The following is a 20,891-nucleotide window of genomic DNA, read 5'->3' as shown; positions in this document are numbered from 1 at the left end:
GCCATAGATGGGTTTGCCTGCCACGCATTTCAAGCGTCAGGCTGTGTATACGGTGCGGTAGCGGTTCTCGCAGCCAAGGTGGTGGATACCCATTAGGGTAATGGCAGGCTTGCTCAGTATTTGATGGGGTATGTGGCTATACCCTTGCCTAGCAGCAGGTGCGATTGCGGCCGCCCGCTTTGGCCTGGTAGAGGTGGGCATCGGCACGGGCGAGCAGATCGTGCGTGGACTCGCCGGCTTGCAATTCCGCTGTGCCGATACTGATGGTGAGGGTCAGCAGTTCCGGGTGCAGGGTGAACCAGTCATGGTGGCTGATTTTCAGGCGTATGCGTTCGGCAATATGCCGGGCGGTGTCTGCACCCGCGCCGGGCAGCAGGATCACGAATTCTTCCCCGCCATAGCGGGTAATGAATTCATCCTGCCGGCAGCAGGACTGAATCAGCTCGGCCACCGTTTTGAGCACTGCATCGCCGGTCAGGTGCGAAAAACGGTCGTTGACCTGCTTGAAGTGGTCAATGTCCAGCATCAGCAGGCTGAAGGGACGGCTCAGCTGCGTGGCGGTGTAGAGCTCGCGCTGCAGACGATCCTCCAGTGCCCGCCGGTTGAAGACGCCGGTCAGCGGGTCGGTTTCTGCCTCGATTTTCAATGCCTGGATATGCTGTTCGTGGCTCTGCAGGCGTGCCATCAGGCTGGAGTTCTCCTGCTCGGATTGCGCCAGGGCCAGTTCGCTTTCCATGCGCCGCAGCCGCCGCCGCGTCGTCGGATCAATCTGGTGGCGATTCTGATTATCGATCAGTTCCAGCGTCAGCTCGGTATAGCGCCGGTGGTGCACCAGTGCTTCTTCATAGCGCTGCTCCTGTTTGCTGATGCTGTAGAGCAGTTCCTCGGCCTGCATTTCCAATAGGTGTGAGGCAATGCTGTGAGCTTTGCTGCTGGCGATCAGCAAATGGCTGCGTGCAGTGGCCAGCCGGTTCAGCACGAAATGCACGCGCCCGGATTCCAGCTCGGCAAAGGCGTGGTGCCAGTTGTAATGTCCGGCCGTTGCCATGCGGATGGCTTCATCGAGCTCATTGACGGCCTTATGCCATTCGCCGCGTCCGGCACGGATCTGGCTGCGGTAGATCAGCAATTCGCTGCGGTGCTTGTCCGGGTAGGGGCTGTGAGCCAGATTGTCTTCGGCGATTGCGAGCGCGACATAGGCGCGATCGAATTCGGCCAATTTCAGGTAGTCCGCCGCCAGACAGAGGTGGATGGCCGAGTTCATGCTGTTGTCTTTCAGGGCATACGACAGCTCGACCGAACGCAGATGCTGCTCTTTGGCCTCGTCATGCTTGCCAAGGGCAAAGAGAACCTTGCCGATGCCGAGGTGTGCCCGCACGAGGCCGAAACGGCTGTCTTCCTGCAAGGCAGCATCAAAGCAATCCAGCCATTGTCGTAGTGCGGCATCGATCTGGCCGCGCATCAGGCAGATCGCCGCCAGCTCATCGCGGGCTTCTGCGACCAGATAATGCATGCCGCGCTGCTTGGCCTGGCGTAGTGCCCGGGTGAGCTCGTACTCGGCCTGGACATAATTGCCCAGACGGGCGTGGCAGATGGCCTGCAGCAGGCGCAGTGCCAGACGTTCCACCGGATCGGCGCGGGTTGCCATCTGTGCTGCGGCTTCTGCCTGTGCCGCGGCCGGATCGCGGGCCATCAGCTCATGCAGCTGGTAGATGAAAGGCAGTTCGTGCACGATCAGCATCCCGGTACTCCCGTGCCGGCAGGCCAGAACCAGTCTGCCGGCCGGCCGAGCAGTTGCCGGCCCGCGGGCTCGGCAGGATTCCAGTCGGTTACCGTCAGGCTGTGCGTGACAAAGACATCGGCGTGCTGCCAGCGCAGTTGGGGTATCCACTCCTGCAAGTGGCGGGCCGCGGCGTCGGCGGCCTTGCGGTCGGTGATCAGCAGCAGGCTGCTGCCGCTAAAGCGCAGTGCTTCACCCCGGAACTGGCGCGCAGCCTCCTGCAGCAGGCTGGCGCAGCGCTGCAGCAGCTGGTCCCCGCTGCTGATGCCATGAATTTCGTTGAAGGCAGTCAATCCGTTGATCTGCCAGAGCTGCAGCGTGATGTGCTCGCTGCGTTGCTGCTGCAACCATTGCTGCAACAGGTTTTCCAGCACGACACGGCGGGGAAGTCCTGTGAGTATGTCGGTGCCGTCCTGATTGTCGAGCTGACGCAAGCCTCGTTGTTTGAGCAGAGCCAGGTCATAGCGGGACTTGACCAGTTGCAGGCGCAGATCAAGCTGTGCCAGCCGGGCAGGGGTCAGCTGGGTGCGATTGCGTTTCAGCTGGCGGCGATGGTTGACGGCAAAGCGATGGTAGGATTCATGCGCAGCCAGCGCTGAGGCGAAGTCCCCGGTGCTTTCCCGCAAGTCCACCAGCTGCCTGCAGACCTGTTGCAGCAGAAAGCCCTGATCAAAGCTGCTGGCAATGGCGATCGCTGTTTCCAGCGTGCCGCCGGCCTGCGCCAGTTTGCCTTGCGCCTGATACAGTCTGGCCAGCAGCATGCGATTCTGGGTTTCTCCCCACAGCAATTGTTCGCGCATATTGATCTGCAGCGACTGCTGCAACTCGTGTTCGGCCTCATCCAGGCGACCCAGCGACAGCAGCGCGGCAGCAGCGTAGTGGTGGATTTCACCCCGCCAGGCCGGATCCGTATCCTCCGCCTCGCAGGCCCGGGCGATTTGCAGTACCTGCATTGCCTCTTCGGCCCGTTCCGCCTGCATCAGGTCAAACAGCAGGAACAGCGCGGCTTTCAGTCGCAGATGACGGTCAGTGTGCTGTTCGGCAAGGTGCAGGGCATAGCTGTGGTAGAGCTGGGCCTGCGCGGGCTGGTTGTCATACAGGTAGTAGTGGCCGATGCCCAGATAAGCCTCGATGTACAGATCGGGGCTGGCGGTGGTGCCAGCTTCTTCAAGACAGGTGACCCAGCCTTCCAGTGCCTTGCTGTAATTGCCCTGGGCATTGTGCAGCAGGGCTTGCAGGCTTAGCGCTTCGGCACGCAGCAGCGGGGCATCCTCGCTGAGTGCCAGTACCTTGCGGATGTGCTGTAGGCCTTCGGGGTAGTGCACCAGTCCCCAGGCGATTCGCGCGCGTTCGAGGTGGATGGCCGCTTCCAGCAGCGGCAGATTCTGCATGCCCAGCAGCTGCTCGGCCCGATCGACAAGCAAGCCGGCCTTGCTGGCCGAGCCGGTGCGGGTCTCGGTCCTGGCTTGATGCAGCAGCTGGAATATCTGCTCTTCAACAGCCATGCGGGCTCTGGGCGGTGATGGAAGGTAAGCCGATTATAGAAGTACAAACGGGCCAGCAAAACCTGCTGACCCGTTTGACAGGGAGCTCTCGCTCAATTTCGCCTAATTCGCCACACAATCGACGTAGTAGCGTTTGCCGGCCGGACCATCTTCCACCACCAGCCCGTGCGTATAACTCTCGAAGCCAGGGAAGCGGCCGTTGAATTCGCGCACGAATTTCAGGTAGTCGACGATGGTCTTGTTGAAGACCTCGCCCGGCACCAGCAGCGGAATGCCCGGCGGGTAGGGCGTCAGCATCACAGCGGTGACGCGGCCTTCCAGTTCGTCCAGCGGTACGCGCTCGATTTCCTTGTGTGCCATTTTGGCAAAGGCCTTGGACGGTTTCATCGCCGGCACCAGATCCGACAGGTACATCTCGGTCGTCAGCTTGGCGACGTTGTTGTCCTTGTAGATCCCGTGGATCTGCTGGCACAGGTCGCGCAGGCCGATGCGTTCGTACTGCGGGAACTGGGCAATGAATTCCGGCAGGATGCGCCACAGCGGGGCATTCTTGTCGTAATCGTCCTTGAATTGCTGCAATGCGGTCACCATGGTGTTCCAGCGGCCCTTGGTGATGCCGATGGTGAACATGATGAAGAAGGAATACAGGCCGGTCTTCTCGATCACCACGCCATGCTCGGCCAGATACTTGGCCACGATGGCGGCCGGAATGCCGCTATCGGCAAAGTTGCCGTCGACATTCAGCCCCGGGGTCAAGATCGTTGCCTTGATCGGGTCGAGCAGGTTGAAGCCTTCGGCGATATCACCAAAGCCGTGCCAGTTTTCGCCGGCCTTCAGCATCCACGCGTCGCGGTGATCCAGGCCCTCATCGGTCAGGTCGTCCGGACCCCAGACGCGGAACCACCAGTCCTGACCGTATTCCTCATCGACCTTGCGCATCGCACGGCGGAATTCCAGTGCCTCGGCCAGTGATTCTTCCACCAGCGCGGTGCCACCCGGCGCTTCCATCATCGCGGCGGCGACGTCGCACGAGGCGATGATCGCGTACTGCGGGCTGGTGGAGGTGTGCATCAGGTAGGCTTCGTTGAAGATGTCGCGGTCGAGCTTGTTGTCGATCGCATCCTGCACCAGGATCTGCGAGGCCTGCGAAATGCCGGCCAGCAGCTTGTGCGTGGATTGCGTCGAGAAGATCATCGAATCCTTGCAGCGCGGGCGGTCTTCGCCAATCGCGTGATAGTCGCCGTAGAAGTCGTGGAAGGCTGCATGCGGCAGCCAGGCTTCGTCGAAATGCAGCGTCTCGATTTCGCCGTCGAGCAGCCCCTTGATTTCCTCGACGTTGTACAGAATGCCGTCGTAGGTCGACTGGGTGATGGTCAGCACGCGCGGCTTGACGTTGGGATTCTCGGCCAGTTTTTCGCGGCAGAAGGGGTTGGCCAGCATTTTCTTGCGGATGGCTTCCGGTTCGAATTCGCTGCGCGGGATCGGGCCGATGATGCCGTAGTGGTTGCGGGTGGGCATCAGGAAGATCGGGACTGCGCCGGTCATCATGATCGCGTGCAGGATGGACTTGTGGCAATTGCGGTCCACCACCACGATGTCACCCGGTGCCACGGTCGAGTTCCACACGATCTTGTTGGAGGTCGACGTGCCGTTGGTAACAAAGAACAGGTGATCGGCATTAAAGATGCGTGCGGCATTGCGCTCGGAGGCGGCTACCGGGCCGGTGTGATCCAGCAGCTGGCCGAGTTCGTCCACCGCATTGCACACGTCGGCGCGCAGCATGTTTTCGCCGAAGAACTGGTGGAACATCTGGCCGACCGGGGATTTCAGGAAGGCCACGCCGCCGGAGTGACCCGGGCAGTGCCAGGAATAGGAGCCATCCTGCGCGTAGTGGGTCAGCGCACGGAAGAAGGGGGGGGCCAGTCCGTCGAGGTAGGACTTCGCCTCGCGGATGATGTGACGGGCCACGAATTCGGGGGTATCTTCATGCATGTGAATGAAGCCGTGCAGCTCGCGCAATACATCATTGGGTATGTGGCGCGCGGTACGGGTTTCGCCATACAGGTAGATGGGGATATCCGGATTGCGGCGGCGGATTTCCTCGACGAAGTGGCGCAGGTGCGTCAATGCGTCCTGCGTTTCTTCGGGCGTGCCGCCACCGAATTCCTCGTCGTCGATCGACAGGATGAAGCCAGCAGCGCGGCTTTGCTGCTGGGCAAACGAAGTCAGATCGCCATAGCTGGTATAACCGACGACGTCCATGCCCTCGGCCTCGATGGCCGCAGCCAGCTCGCGGATGCCCGAGCCGCTGGTGTTTTCAGAGCGGAAATCTTCGTCGATGATGACGAGGGGGAAGTAAAAACGCATTGGCGTGTCCTTTCCAAAGAAGGGGTGGAAAGGGAGCGCGGTACCTCTGGCAACCTGAGGAATCAGGCTGTTACCGGCCTTGGACGTCCCGAAAAACGCGCTATGTTAGCGGTTTTTTGCGGCAAGGGTGTGACGAATTTGCCCCGCTGCCGCAGTAGCCGCTTTCGCGTGGCAGCACCCCGCTTGCCAGTTAGATCTTGCTCCACCAGTTCCAGGCATCCGGCGAGGTGTACGAGGCCGGAATGGCATAATCGGCACGATAATTCGAGCCGTTGTAAGACACGACCGTGCCCTGCGGATAAGCCGTGTTGGCCTGCCAGGCCGGATAGCTCGGTGTCGGCGTGGCGGCTGGGGTGGCTGTCGGCGTGCTGCTTGGAGCCGGCGTGGTTGTGCTGCTGCTGGTCGCGATGTAGGTACTCACTGCTAGCGTCTGTGCATTGCCGCGACTGTCGGTCCAGCAGACGTTCATCGAAATGCTCTTTACGCCGGGGGGCGTGCCCGGGGTGCTGACCGTCCAGTAACGGCGAAAACTGCCTGTGCTGCAATCGGCCGCACCGTCGCTGCCGCTCGTGGTCGTACTGGCACCGGTAGCACGCAATTCGTCGATTTTCTGCTGTGCCATGTTCTGCGCACGCGAGCGGTCGGCGCTGAAAGCCACATCGCGGTAGAGCGTGCCGGTGAAGCGCGACAGCACCAGCAGCCCGACGGCGAGGATGGCGACCGCGATCATGACCTCGATCAGGCTGATGCCATGCTGTGAGCGCAGGGGACGCATCAGAAATCCCTCCAGGAGTTGGCGCTGGTGCTGGGTTTGGTCGCACTGCTGCTGGGGATGACTGAATACGGGGATGTCGCATAAACCGAAATCGTACCGTTGGTGGAAAGATTGCCCGCAAAGGCCGCAGATCCATTGATGGTCAGGCTGCTCGGGATATTCGAAACGGCATCACCACGGACATAAAGGGTGCCGAATAGTGTGCTGGGCGATGGATTGGGCATGCTCAGATTGCCTTCGACAATCAGTACCATCGGAGGCGTCCGGTTCAGGCCCACATTGGCGAACTGGGAGTCAAAGACCAGATTGCCTTGAATGAAGACATACTTCTTGCCTGCACACGTCGTGTTGATGCTGGTCTGCACTGCACTGAAGTTGCTGTCCGTACCTGCCGCACCCAGCAGGCAGGATGTGCTGGAACTGGCCTTGAGCGAATTGATGTCAGTGCCGAAGTAATTCTGGAAGTGCGTGTCCTTACTGACCCCGCCGGTGATTTCATAGGGTGGGTCATATTTGTTGCTGCTTGAATTATTGCACTGTGTGACACAGCCAATGACATCGCTGAAGCTGCCTGTGCCCTGAGTGCCAACGCTGACCCCGCAGGTATACGCATCGCTGCCGCTGCTGTTTTTTACGTTATTGGTAAATCCGTGAATGCTGGAGCCGCCAGAAGTCGAGATATTCAGTGTGCCATTCACATCCATCGGGCAAATTGCTCCGCCGCTGATTGTGAAATCAATCATCACAAACGCTTCGGCGTAGTCGCAGGCGTCGGCACAGCCCCGGCTGATCATGCGGAAACGGTTGGTGCCGAGCGTTGCCAGATAGACGGTGTAGGTCTGTGCGAAACCGTCGATGTTGTTGCCGCCGGCATCCTTGGGCAGTGGCAGGGTGCCGCTGTCGGCCGTTTTCAGCCCGGTCTGGCCGAAGTCATGGTTGTATGCGCTGTTGCTGCTGTTGAGATAGCCGGCGCTATTGAGTTTGCTGGCGTTGTCGTAATTGGTTTTCAGCTGCCAGTTGCCGCCGGATTTCTGGAAATACTTGTTGAAGTTCTGGCTGGTATCCGTTCCGCCCAGTGTACCCATGAAGCCGTCGATGCCGGACTGGGCGGCTTCGAGCGCCAGCGTGCGCTTGTACTGGTTGGTGGTGGTGCGCTGCTCGATGAAGATGGCGCGGTTGCTATACAGCGTAATGAAGGCCAGCACGATGAGCATCACCACGGCAATCAGCAGGGTGGCCAGCCCGCGCTGGCGGGAGAGGGGGGGCATACCGTAGCGCATGGTCAACTTCCGGTGGTGGCGGTGCCCAGGCTCGGGGCATTGAACAGGGTGATGGTCTGGTCGAGCGCGAAATTGACCTTGCTGTCGCTTTGCAGCGTGCCGGTCAGCCCGATGGCCAGCCGCGGGCGGCTGCCGCTGGTGTAGCTGACGGTAAAGCGGCTGACCGTGGTGAAGTTGCTGGCGGTGATGGCCACCCAGTCGCTGCCGGTCTGGCAGGTGTTGTTGCTGCTGCCGGCATTTTTCATGTACAGCCGGCCGTCGGCGGCCAGCAGGAAGCCGCCGTTGCGCAGCGTACCCCGCTCGTCCACATAGCGGTAGATTACGCAGTTGGTGTTGGCCTGTGCGCTCGTGGTTTTGCCGATCCAGATGGTGCTCACCAGCGGCTGGTTGGTGGTGTCACCATTGGGAAAATAACCGGCACGGCGCAGGTCGCGCTGCATCAGGTCGGCCGCGGTGCGGATTTCCTGCTGCAGCCGGCTTTGCGCCACCATGGCGCTGCTGTTGCGCAGTGTGCTCAGGAAGTAGCTGTAGGCCGCACCAATGATCAGCATGCCGATGGCAAGCGCGACCAAAATTTCGATCAGGGTAAAACCCCCTTGGGGTATGGTCATGAATGCTTTGTTATTTCTAGCATGCATCCGGGTACCCTCCTACTTTGCTGCTGCCGCTGGGTGAATAGATGCAGACACTGCCCAGTACCGACATCTTCACCACCAGCTTGCGGCCGGATTTGCCGGTGACCGTGACTTCCTGATTGCCAGTCAGCGTGGCATTGCTGCTGGTGACCGGCAGACCGCGCGCAGAATCGAATTGCAGATTGCTGAAGGCGCCGTTGGCTCGGGTGAGTGTAATTCCGGACGGGAAGCTGCCGGCCTGGCGCAGTTCGCAATAGCCGCTGGTGGCGGCGTCGGTAATGGTGCAGGTGCAGTCGGTCGTGTTATTGGTGGTGAGGCCGTAGCAGCTACTGGCGCCATCGCTCATGCTCAGCTGGACGGTCTTGTTCTGGCGGGCGGCCTCGCTGCGGGCGTACACCAGATCCTGCGCCAGATTGTCGGCGACCCCCTTGAGATGGGTGCGCGCGATGAAATCGCTGAGGTTGGGTACGGCGATCGCCAGTGCAATGCCAAGCACCGCAACGGTGACCATCATTTCGATCAGGGTAAAGCCACTCTGGCGCACGGGCGTCGATTCGGGGAGGGTGGAAACCCATGAATCATCAGCGAATCATGGATAACTTACAATCGTAACATTCCTGTACGGTGGCTCTTGACCTACCAGCGGCATCAGAGACGCTGATGTGCCGCACGGCGCAGCCGGTCGTTCACCGCCAGCCAGGCAGGGGTCTGCGGCGGGCTTTCCAATAGCAGCGCGGCAAAGCCCTTGCGGTCGTAATGGCGCAGCGTGGCGTAGATGTCACGGGCAAACTGTTCCGGATCGTCGGGCAGCACGGCGGCGCTCACGCCTTGCGGTGCCGTGCCGGCAAAGGACAGCAGCAGCACCTTTTGGCCGGCATCAGATCGCTCAACAGCCTCGGCGCGCAGCACGGCAAGCGGGCCGGTCAGCAGCGGTGTGCGTGGCGAGTAGTGGCTGTCGAGCAGGCCAGAGGCGCGTATCTTGGCGGAGCTGGCGGATTGATGGTGCTCCAGCTCAATACCCAGCAGGGTTTCGATGGCCTCGCGCGGCACGCCGCCGGGGCGCAGCAGCTTGGGGGCGCCAATCAGGCTGACAATGGTCGATTCCACGCCGACTTCGCACGGCCCGCCGTCCAGTACCAGTTGCAGCGTGGCGGTATCGAATTCATCGCGCACGTGTTGTGCCGTGGTCGGGCTCACGTGGCCGAACTGGTTGGCCGAAGGCGCGGCCAAGCCGCCACGGAACTGTTTTAATAGTTCGTGCGTCAACGGGTGTGCCGGCGCGCGCACGCCAACCGAATCCTGCCCGCCGGTCACCGCCAGCGGGGTGGAGGCTTTGCGCGGCAGGATCAGCGTCAGCGGGCCAGGCCAGAACGCTTCCGCCAGTTGCCATGCCGCAGCGGGAATGTCGGTCGCCCAGTCGGGCAGTTGTTCAGCACCCGCAATATGCACGATCACCGGGTGGTCGGCCGGGCGACCTTTCGCGGCAAAGATTTTGGCAATGGCTTCCGGGTTGCCCGCGTCCGCAGCCAGCCCGTACACCGTCTCGGTCGGAATGCCGACGAGCTCGCCCGCGCGCAACAGCGCGAGAGCCTGGTCGAGTGAAGTACTGGATGTGGACATGGCTGAATCCAAAAGAAAAGGGTATTGCTCTGCAGCCAAACAAGTGTAAAGGCTGCAGGGCAATACCCGTGGTTATTACTTGACCCGCATGCCCGGCTTGGCACCGGAATCGGGGTTGAGGATGTAGAGGCCACCATCACCGCCAGCGGCCAGCACCATGCCTTCGGACATGCCGAACTTCATCTTGCGCGGTGCCAGATTCGCGACCATCACGGTGAGCCGCCCCTGCAGGTCTTCCGGCTTGTAAGCCGATTTGATGCCGGCGAACACATGGCGGGTTTCAGAACCAATATCCAGCGTCAGCGACACCAGCTTGTCGGCGCCTTCGACGGCCTTGGCCTCGACGATGCGCGCCACGCGCAGGTCGATCTTCATGAAGTCGTCGATGCTGATGGTCTCGGCAATCGGCGGCACCTCGTAATCGAGTTTCGGCGCTTCGACAACTGGCGCGAGGCTTTGCTTGTTTTCTTCAACCATGGCTTCGATCTGCTTGGGGTCGATGCGCGTCATCAGGTGGTTGTACGGGTTGATGCAGTGCGCCAGCAGCAGGCTTTGCGCGTCGGCCCATTGCAGCGGTGCAACATTCAGGAAGGCTTCCACGTCCTGTGCCAGCTTGGGCAGTACCGGCTTCAGGTAGATGGTGAGGATGCGGAAGGCATTGATCAGGATCGAGCACACGCGTTGCAGTTCGGCGTCGCGGCCTTCCTGCTTGGCCATTTCCCACGGCTTGTTGGCGTCGACGAACTGGTTTACCTCGTCGGTCAGCGCCATGATTTCGCGGATGGCCTGGCCATACAGGCGTGCGTCGAACAGACCGGCGATGCGCTCGGCTTCACCCGAGAGCTTGCTCAAGAGCGGCACATCGCCCAGTTCGCGTGCCAGCTCGCCGCCAAAACGCTTGCTGATGAAGCCGGCGGCGCGGCTGGCGATGTTGACGTACTTGCCGATCAGGTCCGAATTCACGCGTGCGCTGAAGTCTTCCAGGTTCAGGTCGATGTCTTCCACCGTGTTGGACAGCTTGGCGGCGAAGTAGTAACGCAGCCATTCCGGGTTCAGGTGGCGCAGATAGGATTCGGCGGTGATGAAGGTGCCGCGCGACTTGCTCATCTTGGCACCATCGACCGTCAAAAAGCCGTGGGCGTTGATCGCGGTCGGCGTGCGGTAGCCAGAGAACTCCAGCATCGCCGGCCAGAACAGCGCGTGGAAATACAGAATGTCCTTGCCGATGAAGTGATACAGCTCGGCGTCGGAGTCTTTTTTCCAGTAGCTGTCGAAATCGATGCCAAGACGGTCGCACAGGTTCTTGTGGCTGGCCATGTAGCCGACCGGCGCATCCAGCCAGACATAGAAATACTTGTCCGGTGCATCGGGGATTTCAAAGCCGAAGTAGGGCGCGTCGCGCGAGATGTCCCAGTCGCTCAAACCGGCCTCGAACCATTCCTGCATCTTGTTCGATGCTTCGGCCTGCAGCTTGCCCTCAGTCGTGGTCCAGTTTTTCAGGAAGTCTTCACAGTCGCCGAGTTTGAAGAAGAAATGCTCGGAATCGCGCAGCTCCGGCGTGGCACCGGACACGGCCGAGTAGGGGTTCTTCAGATCGGTCGGCGCGTAGGTGGTGCCGCAGGCTTCGCAGTTGTCGCCGTACTGATCCTTGGCACCACACTTCGGGCATTCGCCCTTTACGAAGCGGTCCGGCAGGAACATGTTCTTCACCGGGTCGTACAGCTGCGAAATGGTGCGGCTGACGATTTTGCCATTGGCTTTCAGCTTGCCGTAGATGTCGTAGGCAAAGTGGCGGTTTTCTGCACTGTTGGTGCTGTAATAGTTGTCGAACGCCACGTGGAAGCCGGTGAAGTCGCGCAGATGCTCGCCATGAACGCGTTCGATCAGTGCCTCGGGGCTGATGCCTTCCTTCTCGGCACGCAGCATGATCGGCGTGCCGTGGGTGTCGTCGGCGCACACATAGTGACAGGTGTGGCCGCGCAGCTTCTGAAAGCGCACCCAGATGTCGGTCTGGATGTACTCGACCAGGTGACCGAGGTGGATCGCGCCGTTGGCATACGGCAGGGCAGAGGTGACGAGGATTTTGCGGGACATGGGCCGGGGCGGATAAAGGGGAACAATCGCGGGATTATAACCCAGACGCGGGGCGCTGGATTAGGCGTTCCCCGAAGCGGCGACTATAGTAAAGCCGTTCCTACCTTGCGGCTTTCCCACTTCATGCTTCTGCAGCGCTTTCTTCGACATCACCGCCTGCTGGCGTTGCTGCTTGCAGTTCTGGGCGTGATCAGCAGTTGCGCACTGTGGCTCTATTCGCGGCAGGCGAACGAGCGCGCCTACCAGCATGATTTCGAGCGCCTCACCAACCCGCTGGTCAGTGCGCTGCAGCAAGCTGCCCAAAGCTATGAATACGGGCTGGCCACCGTGCGGGCACATGTGCAGGTGCGCCATGGCGAGCTTGATCCGGCCGCATTCCGCCGCTTCATCGAATCGCAGCAGATCGACCGGCTGTATCCCGGGGCGCTGGGCTTCGGGTTTATCCGGCAACTGCCGCGGGAGCAATTAGCCGATTACGAGGCGCAACGCCGGGAGCTGCAACCGGATTACCATGTCCGCTCACTGGGCAAGGCCGATGGCGATGCTTATGTGATCGAACTGATCGAACCACTGGAGCAGAATCGCGCGGCACTGGGGCTGGATATCGCCTCGGAAGCGCGAAGACGGGCCGCGGCCGAGTACGCCATGCGTACCGGCGAGCTGACCGTGACGCGGCCGATCCAACTGGTGCAATCCGGCAAGAAAGAACCGGGCTTTCTCTTTCTGCTGCCTTGCTATCTGACCAGCATGCCGCGTGATACCGCAGCAGAGCGCGAGCAGGCGCTGATTGGCTGGGCCTACTCGCCGGTGCTGGCCAGAACCCTGGTCAAGGAGGTGGGCGCCCTGGCCGGCGGTCAATTCGACTTCGAGCTGTGGGCAGGACGCCCCAGCACCGGTGGGGAGCTGCTTTACGACAGCGATGGTCATCTGGGGGGGCGTGGGGCAAAGGCGGTGGGCGAGCGGCGCTTCCACCGTGAACAGCTGATCAGAATTGGCGATCAGGAGCTGGTGCTGACGATCAGTGGTCTGCCCGAATTCGAGCGCAGCCGCAGCAATGCGCTGCCCTGGCTGTTTTTGCTGGGCGGGCTGGCGCTGACCGCGCTGAGCTGCTCCTTGTTGCTGGTGCTGGGTCGCACGCGCCAGAAGGCGGAAAAGCTGGCCGAAGTGCTCAGTCGCGATGCGCAGGAAAAGGAGCAGCAGCTGGCGGCCGTACTCGACAGTACCAGCGATGCCATTGTTACCGCGGATCGTGCCGGGCGGATTGTCACCTTCAATCAGGCGGCTGAAGTCATGTTCGGGTTCTCCCGGCAGGACATGCTGGGGCAGAACGTGGCCGAACTGATGCCCGAGGCCGAGCGTCTGGCCCACATGGCCTATGTGACGCATGCGGCCGGTGAAGGCGAGCTGCGCATGATGGGACTGGGGCGCTTGCTGCAGGCCCGGCGGGCCGATGGTGCGCTGTTTCCGGTGGAGATTGCGCTGAACCGCTTTGTACAGGATGGGCAGTACTATTTCGTGGCGCTCTTGCGCGATATGACCCTGCAGCTGGAGCACGAGCAGGAACGCGATTCCCTGTTGCAGCAATTGCTGTCCAGCCAGAGCCAGCTTGCCAATGTGCTGGACTCGGCAACCGAGTTTTCGATCATCGCCACGGATGCCGATGGCCTGATCAAGGTGTTCAGCAAGGGTGCCGAGTTGATGCTGGGTTATTCGGCCGGCGAGATGGTGGACCGGCAGAGTCCGGCCATCATCCATGACCTGCAGGAAATCGGCGAGCGTGGGCAGCAGCTCAGCGAGGAATATGGCGAGCCGATTCAGGGCTTCGACGTGTTTGTCTATCGCGCCCGTCTGGGCATTGCCGATGCCCATGACTGGACCTACATCCGCAAGGATGGCTCGCACCTGACTGTTAGCCTGGTTGTGACGGTGATGCGGGATGGCGGCGGGCAGATCAGCGGTTATCTGGGTGTGGCCACCGACATTACCCGCCAGCGCGCCATCGAACAGGATCTGGATGCTGCCCGCCGTGCCGCCGAGGCCGCCAGCCAGGCCAAGTCGGACTTCCTTGCCAACATGAGCCACGAAATCCGCACGCCACTGAATGCCGTGCTGGGCTTTTCGGCGCTGCTGCACGATACCGAGCTCAGCCATACGCAGAGTGAATATGTTGCATCCATCCAGACCGCGGGCGATGCGCTGCTGACGCTGATCAGCGATCTGCTGGATTTCTCCAAGATCGAGGCTGGCCGGCTCGAGCTGGAGCAGATCGATTTTGACTTGCGCACGACCTGCGAAGACACGCTCAATATTCTGGCGGAAAAAGCAGCCGTGAAATCGCTGGAGCTGGCCTGCCTGATCGACCCGCAGGTACCGGCACGCGTCAAGGGCGATCCGGGGCGGATACGGCAGATTCTGCTCAATTTGCAGAATAACGCGATCAAGTTTACCGATCAGGGTGAAGTGATTACGCAGGTGCGGGTGCTCGCGCGCGCCGACGAGTCGGTTGCGCTGCGGCTGGAGGTGCGCGATTCGGGGATCGGCATGAGCGAGGAGCAGATGGCAAAGCTCTTTACTCCGTTTACGCAGGCCGATGCATCGACCACACGCCGCTTTGGCGGTACGGGGCTGGGCTTGTCGATCTGCAAGCGCCTGATCGAGGCCATGGGTGGGCGCATCGGCGTGCAAAGCCAGCCCGGGCAGGGGGCGACATTCTGGTTCGAGCTGACCTTGCCGGTGGCCGAGGAGCCCGAACTGCTGGTGAACGATGTCGATCTACGCAATCTGCGTGCGCTGGTGCTGGACGATTCCGATGCCAACCGGCGCCTGGTGACTGAATTGCTGCACGGATTTGGCATGCGCAGCGAGGAATTTGCCAGCGCGGCTGTGGCTTTGCAGCGGCTCGAGGCCGCGCCGGATGCCTTCGATGTGGCGCTGGTGGACATGCAGATGCCGGGAATGGATGGGCTGGCATTTGCCGCGGCCGTGCAGCAGTCGGCGGCCAAAGCGCTGCCTTTGATCCTGCTCAGCTCGGTAGCCTTGCCCGGTGGGGCACAGAAGGCGCGGGATGCTGGTTTTGCCGCCTATCTGAACAAGCCGCTGCGCCAGGCGCAGCTGCGTTTCGTCATTGCCGAGAGCCTGCGTCTGCAGCAGCTGGAAGCCGAGGTGCGCCCGCTGGTGACACGGCATCGCCAGGCCGAGTTGCAGGCGGCCATCAAACCCTATGTGCTGCTGGTGGAAGACAACCCGGTCAATCTGCGCCTGGCCAGCATCATGCTGGAAAAGCTCGGCTGCCGCATTGATGTGGCCGGTGACGGGCTGGAGGCACTGCAGGCCGTGCAGCGGCAGCAGTACGATCTGGTGCTGATGGATTGCCAGATGCCGGTCATGGACGGCTATCAGGCCACGCGGGAAATCCGTGCGCTGGCTTCGCCGCATGCGCGGGTGCCCATCGTCGCACTGACGGCCAATGCCTTCAAGTCGGATATCGAGCAGTGCCGGCAGGCTGGCATGGATGATTTTGTGGCCAAGCCCGTCAATCAGGCGGCTCTGCAGAAAGTGCTGCTACACTGGGTGACAGACAAGGTGGCCCCAGCGGACACCAGAAACAACAAAACGGACGTGATCAAGGAGGAAGGCATGACGGCACTGGATCTGAATACCGAGCTGGCTTCGATTGACGCCATGTTCAAATCGCTCGAAGAGCAGGTGGGCCTGGATATGCGCGACGAACTGCTGGCGCTGTTCTATCCGACCGTCGAGGAGTGTCTGGCCAGCCTTGGGCAGCAGCAGGCGCAAGGGGATCTGGCCGGCATGGCGGCAAGTGCCCACAAGCTCAAGGGGGCCTCGGCCCAGCTGGGGGCCGCGCAGCTGGCCGCAACGGCCAAGGCCATCGAGGCCGCTGCCCGCGAAGGACGTCCGGATTCCATTCCGGCTGATCTGGCGCAGCTGGCTGATCTGGCGCAAGCCTTGCTCGGGGCGCTGCGCCAGACTGGCTGATTCGCCGCTACACTGGCGTTTTTCGGCAATGGAGCCGCCATGCTCGATGCGGTCATCGATATCGAATTCGACTGGCTGTACTTTATCGGTACCGTCTCGTTCACCGTTACCGGCTATCTGATTGGGGCCCGCAAGCAGTTCGATTTGCTGGGCGTGTGCATTCTGGCACTGCTTACCGCCATTGGCGGCGGGATGATCCGCGATGTGCTGGTCAACAGCGTGCCGCGCATTTTTCTGGATGCCTCGCCGCTGTACACCATTTTTGCCACGCTGGCGCTGGCCTGGCTTTTGAAGCTGGAGCGTCTGGACAGCCACCGGCTGCAGCGGGTCTTCATTGTGGCCGATTCGATCGGGCTGGTGGCGTTTTCGATCGCCGGCGCGCAACTTGGGCTGGCGCTGGGGCTCAATGCCTTTGCTGTGGCCTTTCTCGGTTTTGTTACTGCCGTCGGTGGCGGGCTGGTGCGCGACATGCTGTGCAATGACGTTCCCTTTATCCTGCATGAGGATTTCTACGGCACGGTGGCGATTCTGGTGGCGGTGGTGCTCTACGGCTTATTCCAGCTCGGCTGGGTCAGTGATGCGGCGACCTGGTTGCTGTTTGCCGGCGGGCTCGCGCTGCGCCTGTTTGCCCACCAGAGCGAGTTGCGCCTGCCCAAGAAAACTTGATGGGGTATGGTCGTGTAGCCTAATCAGCAAGATTGGTTTGGCCGCATACCCTGCAAAAAGAAACCGGCCTTCTGGCCGGTTTCTTTTTGCAGCGGGCAGGCTTTACAGCAGCTCGCCCAGCTGCACGTCGACCATCAGGTCGTCCGACAACTGCTCCAGATCGGCCTTGAGCGCACGCGTATCGAGCGCGGAGCCCGCTTCCAGCGCGATGTCGGCGTGGAACATCAGCTCCGAGGACATCGGTGCGCTGTCGGTGTGCGTCGAGAGGCTGACCACATTCACCGCATGGCGCGCCAGCACCTGGCTGACTTCCTTCACGATACCGATGCGGTCGTGGCCGACCAGGCTCAGTGACAGCGCGCGGGTGTACTGCACCGCGCTGCTGCCGGCCACTTCGCAGACGATGTGCAGATTGCTCAGCGCCAGCAGCGCGGCCTGCAGGCCGGCGGCCTTGGGGTCAGCAACATCGACACGGACGATGCCGGCGAACTTGCCGGCCAGTTGCGAGAACGACGATTCCAGCCAGTTGCCGTCATGCGCGGCAATGACGGCAGCGAGTTCGCCGACCAGACCCGGGCGGTCGTCGCCCAGCACGGTAAGAACCAGGGTTTGGCTCATGGTTTGTTCCTTTTCAGGGTGCGGCAAGCAGGCCGCAGCTCCGGATGTTATTGGGCGTGGATAACAAACCCCTGTGCAATGCCGCCAGCAGGGGTTTGCTAACCATGTCAGGCCTGATACTCGTCCATTGGGACGCAGGCGCAGAACAGATTGCGGTCGCCGTACACGTCGTCGATGCGGTTCACGCTCGGCCAGTACTTGGCGGCCGCCACCCACGCCAGCGGGAACACGGCGGCTTCGCGGCTGTACGGGCGATCCCACTCACCAATCACGTCGGCTTGCGTGTGCGGGGCGTTTTTCAGCGGGTTGTTGTCCGCCGGCAGTGCGCCGCTTTCCACCTGCGCGATTTCGCCGCGAATGGCGATCAGCGCGTCGATCAGGCGATCAAGTTCACTCTTCGATTCCGACTCGGTCGGCTCGATCATGATGGTGCCGGCCACCGGGAAGCTCATGGTCGGGGCGTGGAAACCATAGTCCATCAGGCGCTTGGCGATGTCGACTTCCGTGATGCCACACGCCGCCTTGATCGGGCGGATGTCGATAATGCACTCGTGCGCCACGCGACCCTGGCTGCCGGTATACAGCACCGGGTAATGCCCGGAAAGCCTTGTGGCCACATAATTGGCGTTTAATAGGGCGACTTCGGTTGCAGCGGTGAGACCACTGCCGCCCATCATGGCGATATACATCCACGAGATCGGCAGAATTGATGCCGAGCCGTACGGCGCGGCGGATACGGCACTCTGGCCGACATTCGGGCCGGAAACCACATTGACAGAATGGTTTGGCGCAAACGGCGCCAGATGCGCGGCCAGGCCGATCGGGCCCATGCCCGGGCCGCCGCCGCCGTGCGGAATGCAGAAGGTCTTGTGCAGATTCATGTGGCTGACATCGGCACCAATGGTTGCCGGGCTGGTCAGGCCAACCTGCGCGTTGAGGTTCGCGCCGTCCATGTACACCTGGCCGCCAGCGGCGTGCACCAGTGCGCAGATGTCCTTGATCGCTTCCTCGAACACGCCGTGGGTGGACGGGTAGGTGATCATCAGGCAGCTGAGATTTGCGGCGTGCTGCGCAATCTTGGCCTTCAGGTCTTCGACATCCACATTGCCGTTGTCGTCGCAGTTCACCACGATCACCGACAGGCCCAGCATCTGTGCGGTGGCCGGGTTGGTGCCGTGCGCGGATTTCGGAATCAGGCAGATTTTCCGATGTCCTTCGCCACGGCTGGCGTGGTAGCGCTGAATCGCCACCAGACCGGCGTATTCGCCCTGCGCGCCGGAGTTCGGCTGCATGCAGATCGCGGCAAAGCCGGTCACCGCCTTGAGCATCTCGGTCAGCTCGTTCAAGAGCAACTCGTAGCCACGGGTTTGATCCGCCGGGGCGAACGGGTGAATGTTGCCGAATTCCGGCCAGGTCACCGGAATCATTTCACTGGTGGCGTTGAGCTTCATGGTGCAGCTGCCCAGCGGAATCATCGAGTGCGTCAGCGCCAGATCCTTGTTTTCCAGACGCTTCAGATAGCGCAGCATTTCGTGTTCGGTGTGATAGCGGTTGAACACCGGGTGCGTCAGGATGGCGGAAGAGCGCGCCGGACCGAATTCGCAGGCAGTGGCGACTTGCGCATCAACGGCGTCGACGTCGAGCGTCGCGCCCGGCACGAAGGCGGCCAGCAGGGCGGCCAGATCGGAGCGGGTAGTGGTTTCGTCGAACGACACGCTGATGGCGTTGGCGGCAACGCGCACATTGAAACCTGCTGCCAGTGCACGGGCGGCGATGCTGCCCGCGTCGCTACTGGCAATGGTCAGGGTGTCGAAGAACTGCGCGTTCTGGACAGATACACCGTGCTGTACCAGCGCGGCCTTGAAAATCTGCGCGCTGCGGTGCACGCGGCTGGCGATGCGCTTTAGGCCTTCGGGGCCGTGATAGGTGGCGTAGAAACCGGCGATATTGGCCAGCAGCACCTGCGAGGTGCAGATGTTGGAGTTTGCCTTTTCGCGGCGGATGTGCTGCTCGCGGGTTTGCAGCGCCATGCGCAGCGCCGTCTTGCCGCGCGCATCCACCGAGACACCGATGATGCGGCCCGGCACCGAGCGCTTGTGCTCGTCGCGGGTCGCGAAAAACGCCGCGTGCGGGCCACCGAAGCCCATCGGCACGCCGAAACGCTGCGCCGAACCAAAGGCAATGTCCGCACCCATTTCGCCCGGCGCCTTGGCCAGCACCAGCGCCAGCAGGTCGCAGGCGACGGCAGTGACCACGCCCTTGGCCTTCAGCTCGCCGATCAGCGCGGTGAAGTCGGTCAGTTCGCCGCTGGCATTCGGCGTCTGGAACAGTGCGCCGAACACGTCGTGTTTGGCGGCATCCATTGCGGGGCCGGTGATCAGCGTGAAGCCGAAGCCTTCCGCGCGGGTTTTCAGCACGTCCAGCGTCTGCGGGAACACGCCTTCGTCAACGTAGAAGGCATTGCTGGCGGCTTTGGAAATGCGGCGCGCCATCGCCATCGCCTCGGCGGCGGCGGTGGCTTCATCCAGCAGCGAGGCGTTGGCGAGCTCCAGACCGGTCAGGTCGATGATCATCTGCTGGTAGTTCAGCAGGGCTTCCAGGCGGCCTTGCGCGATTTCGGCCTGATACGGTGTGTAGGCGGTGTACCAGCCCGGGTTTTCCAGCACATTGCGCAGGATGACGGTCGGCAGGTGGGTGCCGTAATAGCCCAGGCCGATCAGCGACTTCTTGATGATGTTCTGGCTGGCATAGCCGCGGATTTTGGCCAGCGCGTCTTCTTCGCGCATCGGTGCGCCAATCGCCAGCGGGGCATTCAGACGAATCTGCGCGGGGACGGTTTGGGCGACCAGCTCGGCGCGGCTGGCGACCTTCAGCGTCGCGCACATCGCGGCTTCTTCCGCGGCGGAGACGCCAAGGTGGCGATGAATGAAGGCGTCGTGGCCTTCCAGTTGGGTAAGCGTGCTCATGCGTGTATCTCTGTATCCGTGAGGCAGGCGCGCACCGCACCGCGCAGTGGTTATCGTATGGGTATTGCCCTGCGGCCTTTGTTATTGAATGGCTGCAAGGCAATACCTTGTGTGTCTGCGGGTGCTGACGGTGCGCAGTCAGGCGATGATCAGGCGCCGATCTGGCCGAGGTAGTCGTCGGCGCTCATCAGGCCGTCGAGCACCGAGGCATCGGCCGGCTTGATGCGGAAGAACCAGGCCGCGCCATACGGATCGGCATTGACGGTTTCCGGCGCGCCGACCAGTTCGTCGTTGATCGCCACGACTTCACCGGCGATCGGTGCGTACACGTCGCTGGCGGCCTTGACCGACTCGACCACGCCGGCTTGCGCGTCCTTGGCCAGTACGCTGCCCACTGCCGGCAGCTCGACGTAAACGACATCACCCAGCAGCTCCTGTGCGTGGTCGGTAATGCCGATGGTGACGGAGCCATCGGCTTCCAGACGCAGCCATTCGTGGGTTTCGACGTATTTCAGTTCAGCAGGTGCCTTGCTCATGATCTTTCCTTGGATAGGTTGAATGGTATTGCTTTGTAGGTTCTGGTATTACA

14 protein-coding genes are annotated in these 20,891 nt (G+C 61.6%); 2 read left to right on the top strand and 12 right to left on the bottom strand.

Going from position 1 to position 20,891, the window contains the following annotated elements; genetic code table 11:
* Positions 1-148: 148 nt before the first annotated feature.
* From INR99_RS15785 to metG, 9 genes are all read right to left on the bottom strand, one after another.
* Positions 149-1,741, bottom strand: a complete 1,593-nt coding sequence (locus INR99_RS15785) for a GGDEF domain-containing protein (protein ID WP_194117341.1) — start codon at positions 1,739-1,741, stop codon at positions 149-151.
* The gene (locus INR99_RS15780) at positions 1,735-3,285 is read right to left on the bottom strand and encodes a diguanylate cyclase domain-containing protein (RefSeq protein ID WP_194117340.1); all 1,551 of its coding nucleotides are present in this window, start codon (positions 3,283-3,285) and stop codon (positions 1,735-1,737) included. Before INR99_RS15780 ends, INR99_RS15785 begins: the two co-directional genes overlap by 7 nt.
* A 102-nt stretch (positions 3,286-3,387) precedes the next feature.
* Positions 3,388-5,652: an arginine/lysine/ornithine decarboxylase gene (locus tag INR99_RS15775; RefSeq protein WP_194117339.1), complete on the bottom strand. Its 2,265-nt coding sequence runs from the start codon at positions 5,650-5,652 to the stop codon at positions 3,388-3,390.
* A 190-nt stretch (positions 5,653-5,842) separates the two neighbouring features.
* Complete coding sequence (locus tag INR99_RS15770) at positions 5,843-6,427, bottom strand: prepilin-type N-terminal cleavage/methylation domain-containing protein (protein ID WP_194117338.1); 585 nt, start codon at positions 6,425-6,427, stop codon at positions 5,843-5,845.
* Positions 6,427-7,707 carry a pilus assembly PilX family protein gene (locus INR99_RS15765; protein ID WP_194117337.1) on the bottom strand — a complete coding sequence of 427 codons (1,281 nt, stop codon included), beginning with the start codon at positions 7,705-7,707 and terminating at the stop codon, positions 6,427-6,429. Before INR99_RS15765 ends, INR99_RS15770 begins: the two co-directional genes overlap by 1 nt.
* A 2-nt stretch (positions 7,708-7,709) precedes the next feature.
* Positions 7,710-8,318: a PilW family protein gene (locus tag INR99_RS15760; RefSeq protein WP_194117336.1), complete on the bottom strand. Its 609-nt coding sequence runs from the start codon at positions 8,316-8,318 to the stop codon at positions 7,710-7,712.
* A 16-nt stretch (positions 8,319-8,334) separates the two neighbouring features.
* Positions 8,335-8,886 carry a GspH/FimT family pseudopilin gene (locus INR99_RS15755; protein ID WP_194117335.1) on the bottom strand — a complete coding sequence of 184 codons (552 nt, stop codon included), beginning with the start codon at positions 8,884-8,886 and terminating at the stop codon, positions 8,335-8,337.
* A gap of 104 nt (positions 8,887-8,990) precedes the next feature.
* The gene (locus tag INR99_RS15750) at positions 8,991-9,962 is read right to left on the bottom strand and encodes an L-threonylcarbamoyladenylate synthase (protein WP_194117334.1); all 972 of its coding nucleotides are present in this window, start codon (positions 9,960-9,962) and stop codon (positions 8,991-8,993) included.
* A 75-nt stretch (positions 9,963-10,037) separates the two neighbouring features.
* On the bottom strand, positions 10,038-12,056 hold the full coding sequence (gene metG / locus INR99_RS15745) for a methionine--tRNA ligase (protein ID WP_194117333.1): 2,019 nt from the start codon (positions 12,054-12,056) through the stop codon (positions 10,038-10,040).
* Positions 12,057-12,179: 123 nt separating this feature from the next.
* Between metG and INR99_RS15740 the strand changes: the two genes are divergently transcribed.
* Positions 12,180-16,052, top strand: a complete 3,873-nt coding sequence (locus tag INR99_RS15740) for a response regulator (protein ID WP_194117332.1) — start codon at positions 12,180-12,182, stop codon at positions 16,050-16,052.
* Between the two features lie 39 nt (positions 16,053-16,091).
* Entirely contained in the window at positions 16,092-16,718 is a 627-nt protein-coding gene (locus tag INR99_RS15735) for a trimeric intracellular cation channel family protein (RefSeq protein WP_194117331.1), read from the top strand.
* Positions 16,719-16,820: 102 nt separating this feature from the next.
* Here INR99_RS15735 and INR99_RS15730 read toward each other — a convergent pair whose 3' ends face one another.
* From INR99_RS15730 to gcvH, 3 genes are all read right to left on the bottom strand, one after another.
* A complete protein-coding gene (locus INR99_RS15730; protein WP_194117330.1) occupies positions 16,821-17,336 on the bottom strand; it encodes a glycine cleavage system transcriptional repressor in 516 nt (171 codons plus the stop codon).
* 107 nt (positions 17,337-17,443) lie between these two features.
* A complete protein-coding gene (gene gcvP, locus INR99_RS15725; RefSeq protein ID WP_194117329.1) occupies positions 17,444-20,302 on the bottom strand; it encodes an aminomethyl-transferring glycine dehydrogenase in 2,859 nt (952 codons plus the stop codon).
* Between the two features lie 149 nt (positions 20,303-20,451).
* Positions 20,452-20,838, bottom strand: coding sequence for a glycine cleavage system protein GcvH (gene gcvH / locus INR99_RS15720; RefSeq protein ID WP_028453203.1), 387 nt, complete (start codon positions 20,836-20,838; stop codon positions 20,452-20,454).
* Between the last annotated feature and the right edge of the window lie 53 nt (positions 20,839-20,891).

The sequence above is a fragment of the Chitinilyticum piscinae genome, from assembly GCF_015223195.1.
GTDB lineage: Bacteria > Pseudomonadota > Gammaproteobacteria > Burkholderiales > Chitinibacteraceae > Chitinilyticum > Chitinilyticum piscinae.
This window is presented reverse-complemented; position numbering and strand designations above follow the sequence as displayed.

Bases quoted from the DNA above. Each gene is read 5' to 3' on its own strand.
- INR99_RS15730 (WP_194117330.1), bottom strand. From the start codon at position 17,336: ATGAGCCAAACCCTGGTTCTTACCGTGCTGGGCGACGACCGCCCGGGT.
- INR99_RS15750 (WP_194117334.1), bottom strand. From the start codon at position 9,962: ATGTCCACATCCAGTACTTCACTCGACCAGGCTCTCGCGCTGTTGCGC.
- INR99_RS15765 (WP_194117337.1), bottom strand. From the start codon at position 7,707: ATGCGCTACGGTATGCCCCCCCTCTCCCGCCAGCGCGGGCTGGCCACC.
- INR99_RS15775 (WP_194117339.1), bottom strand. From the start codon at position 5,652: ATGCGTTTTTACTTCCCCCTCGTCATCATCGACGAAGATTTCCGCTCT.
- INR99_RS15780 (WP_194117340.1), bottom strand. From the start codon at position 3,285: ATGGCTGTTGAAGAGCAGATATTCCAGCTGCTGCATCAAGCCAGGACC.
- INR99_RS15735 (WP_194117331.1), top strand. From the start codon at position 16,092: ATGCTCGATGCGGTCATCGATATCGAATTCGACTGGCTGTACTTTATC.
- INR99_RS15760 (WP_194117336.1), bottom strand. From the start codon at position 8,318: ATGACCATACCCCAAGGGGGTTTTACCCTGATCGAAATTTTGGTCGCG.
- metG (WP_194117333.1), bottom strand. From the start codon at position 12,056: ATGTCCCGCAAAATCCTCGTCACCTCTGCCCTGCCGTATGCCAACGGC.
- gcvH (WP_028453203.1), bottom strand. From the start codon at position 20,838: ATGAGCAAGGCACCTGCTGAACTGAAATACGTCGAAACCCACGAATGG.
- INR99_RS15770 (WP_194117338.1), bottom strand. From the start codon at position 6,427: ATGCGTCCCCTGCGCTCACAGCATGGCATCAGCCTGATCGAGGTCATG.
- INR99_RS15785 (WP_194117341.1), bottom strand. From the start codon at position 1,741: ATGCTGATCGTGCACGAACTGCCTTTCATCTACCAGCTGCATGAGCTG.
- gcvP (WP_194117329.1), bottom strand. From the start codon at position 20,302: ATGAGCACGCTTACCCAACTGGAAGGCCACGACGCCTTCATTCATCGC.
- INR99_RS15740 (WP_194117332.1), top strand. From the start codon at position 12,180: ATGCTTCTGCAGCGCTTTCTTCGACATCACCGCCTGCTGGCGTTGCTG.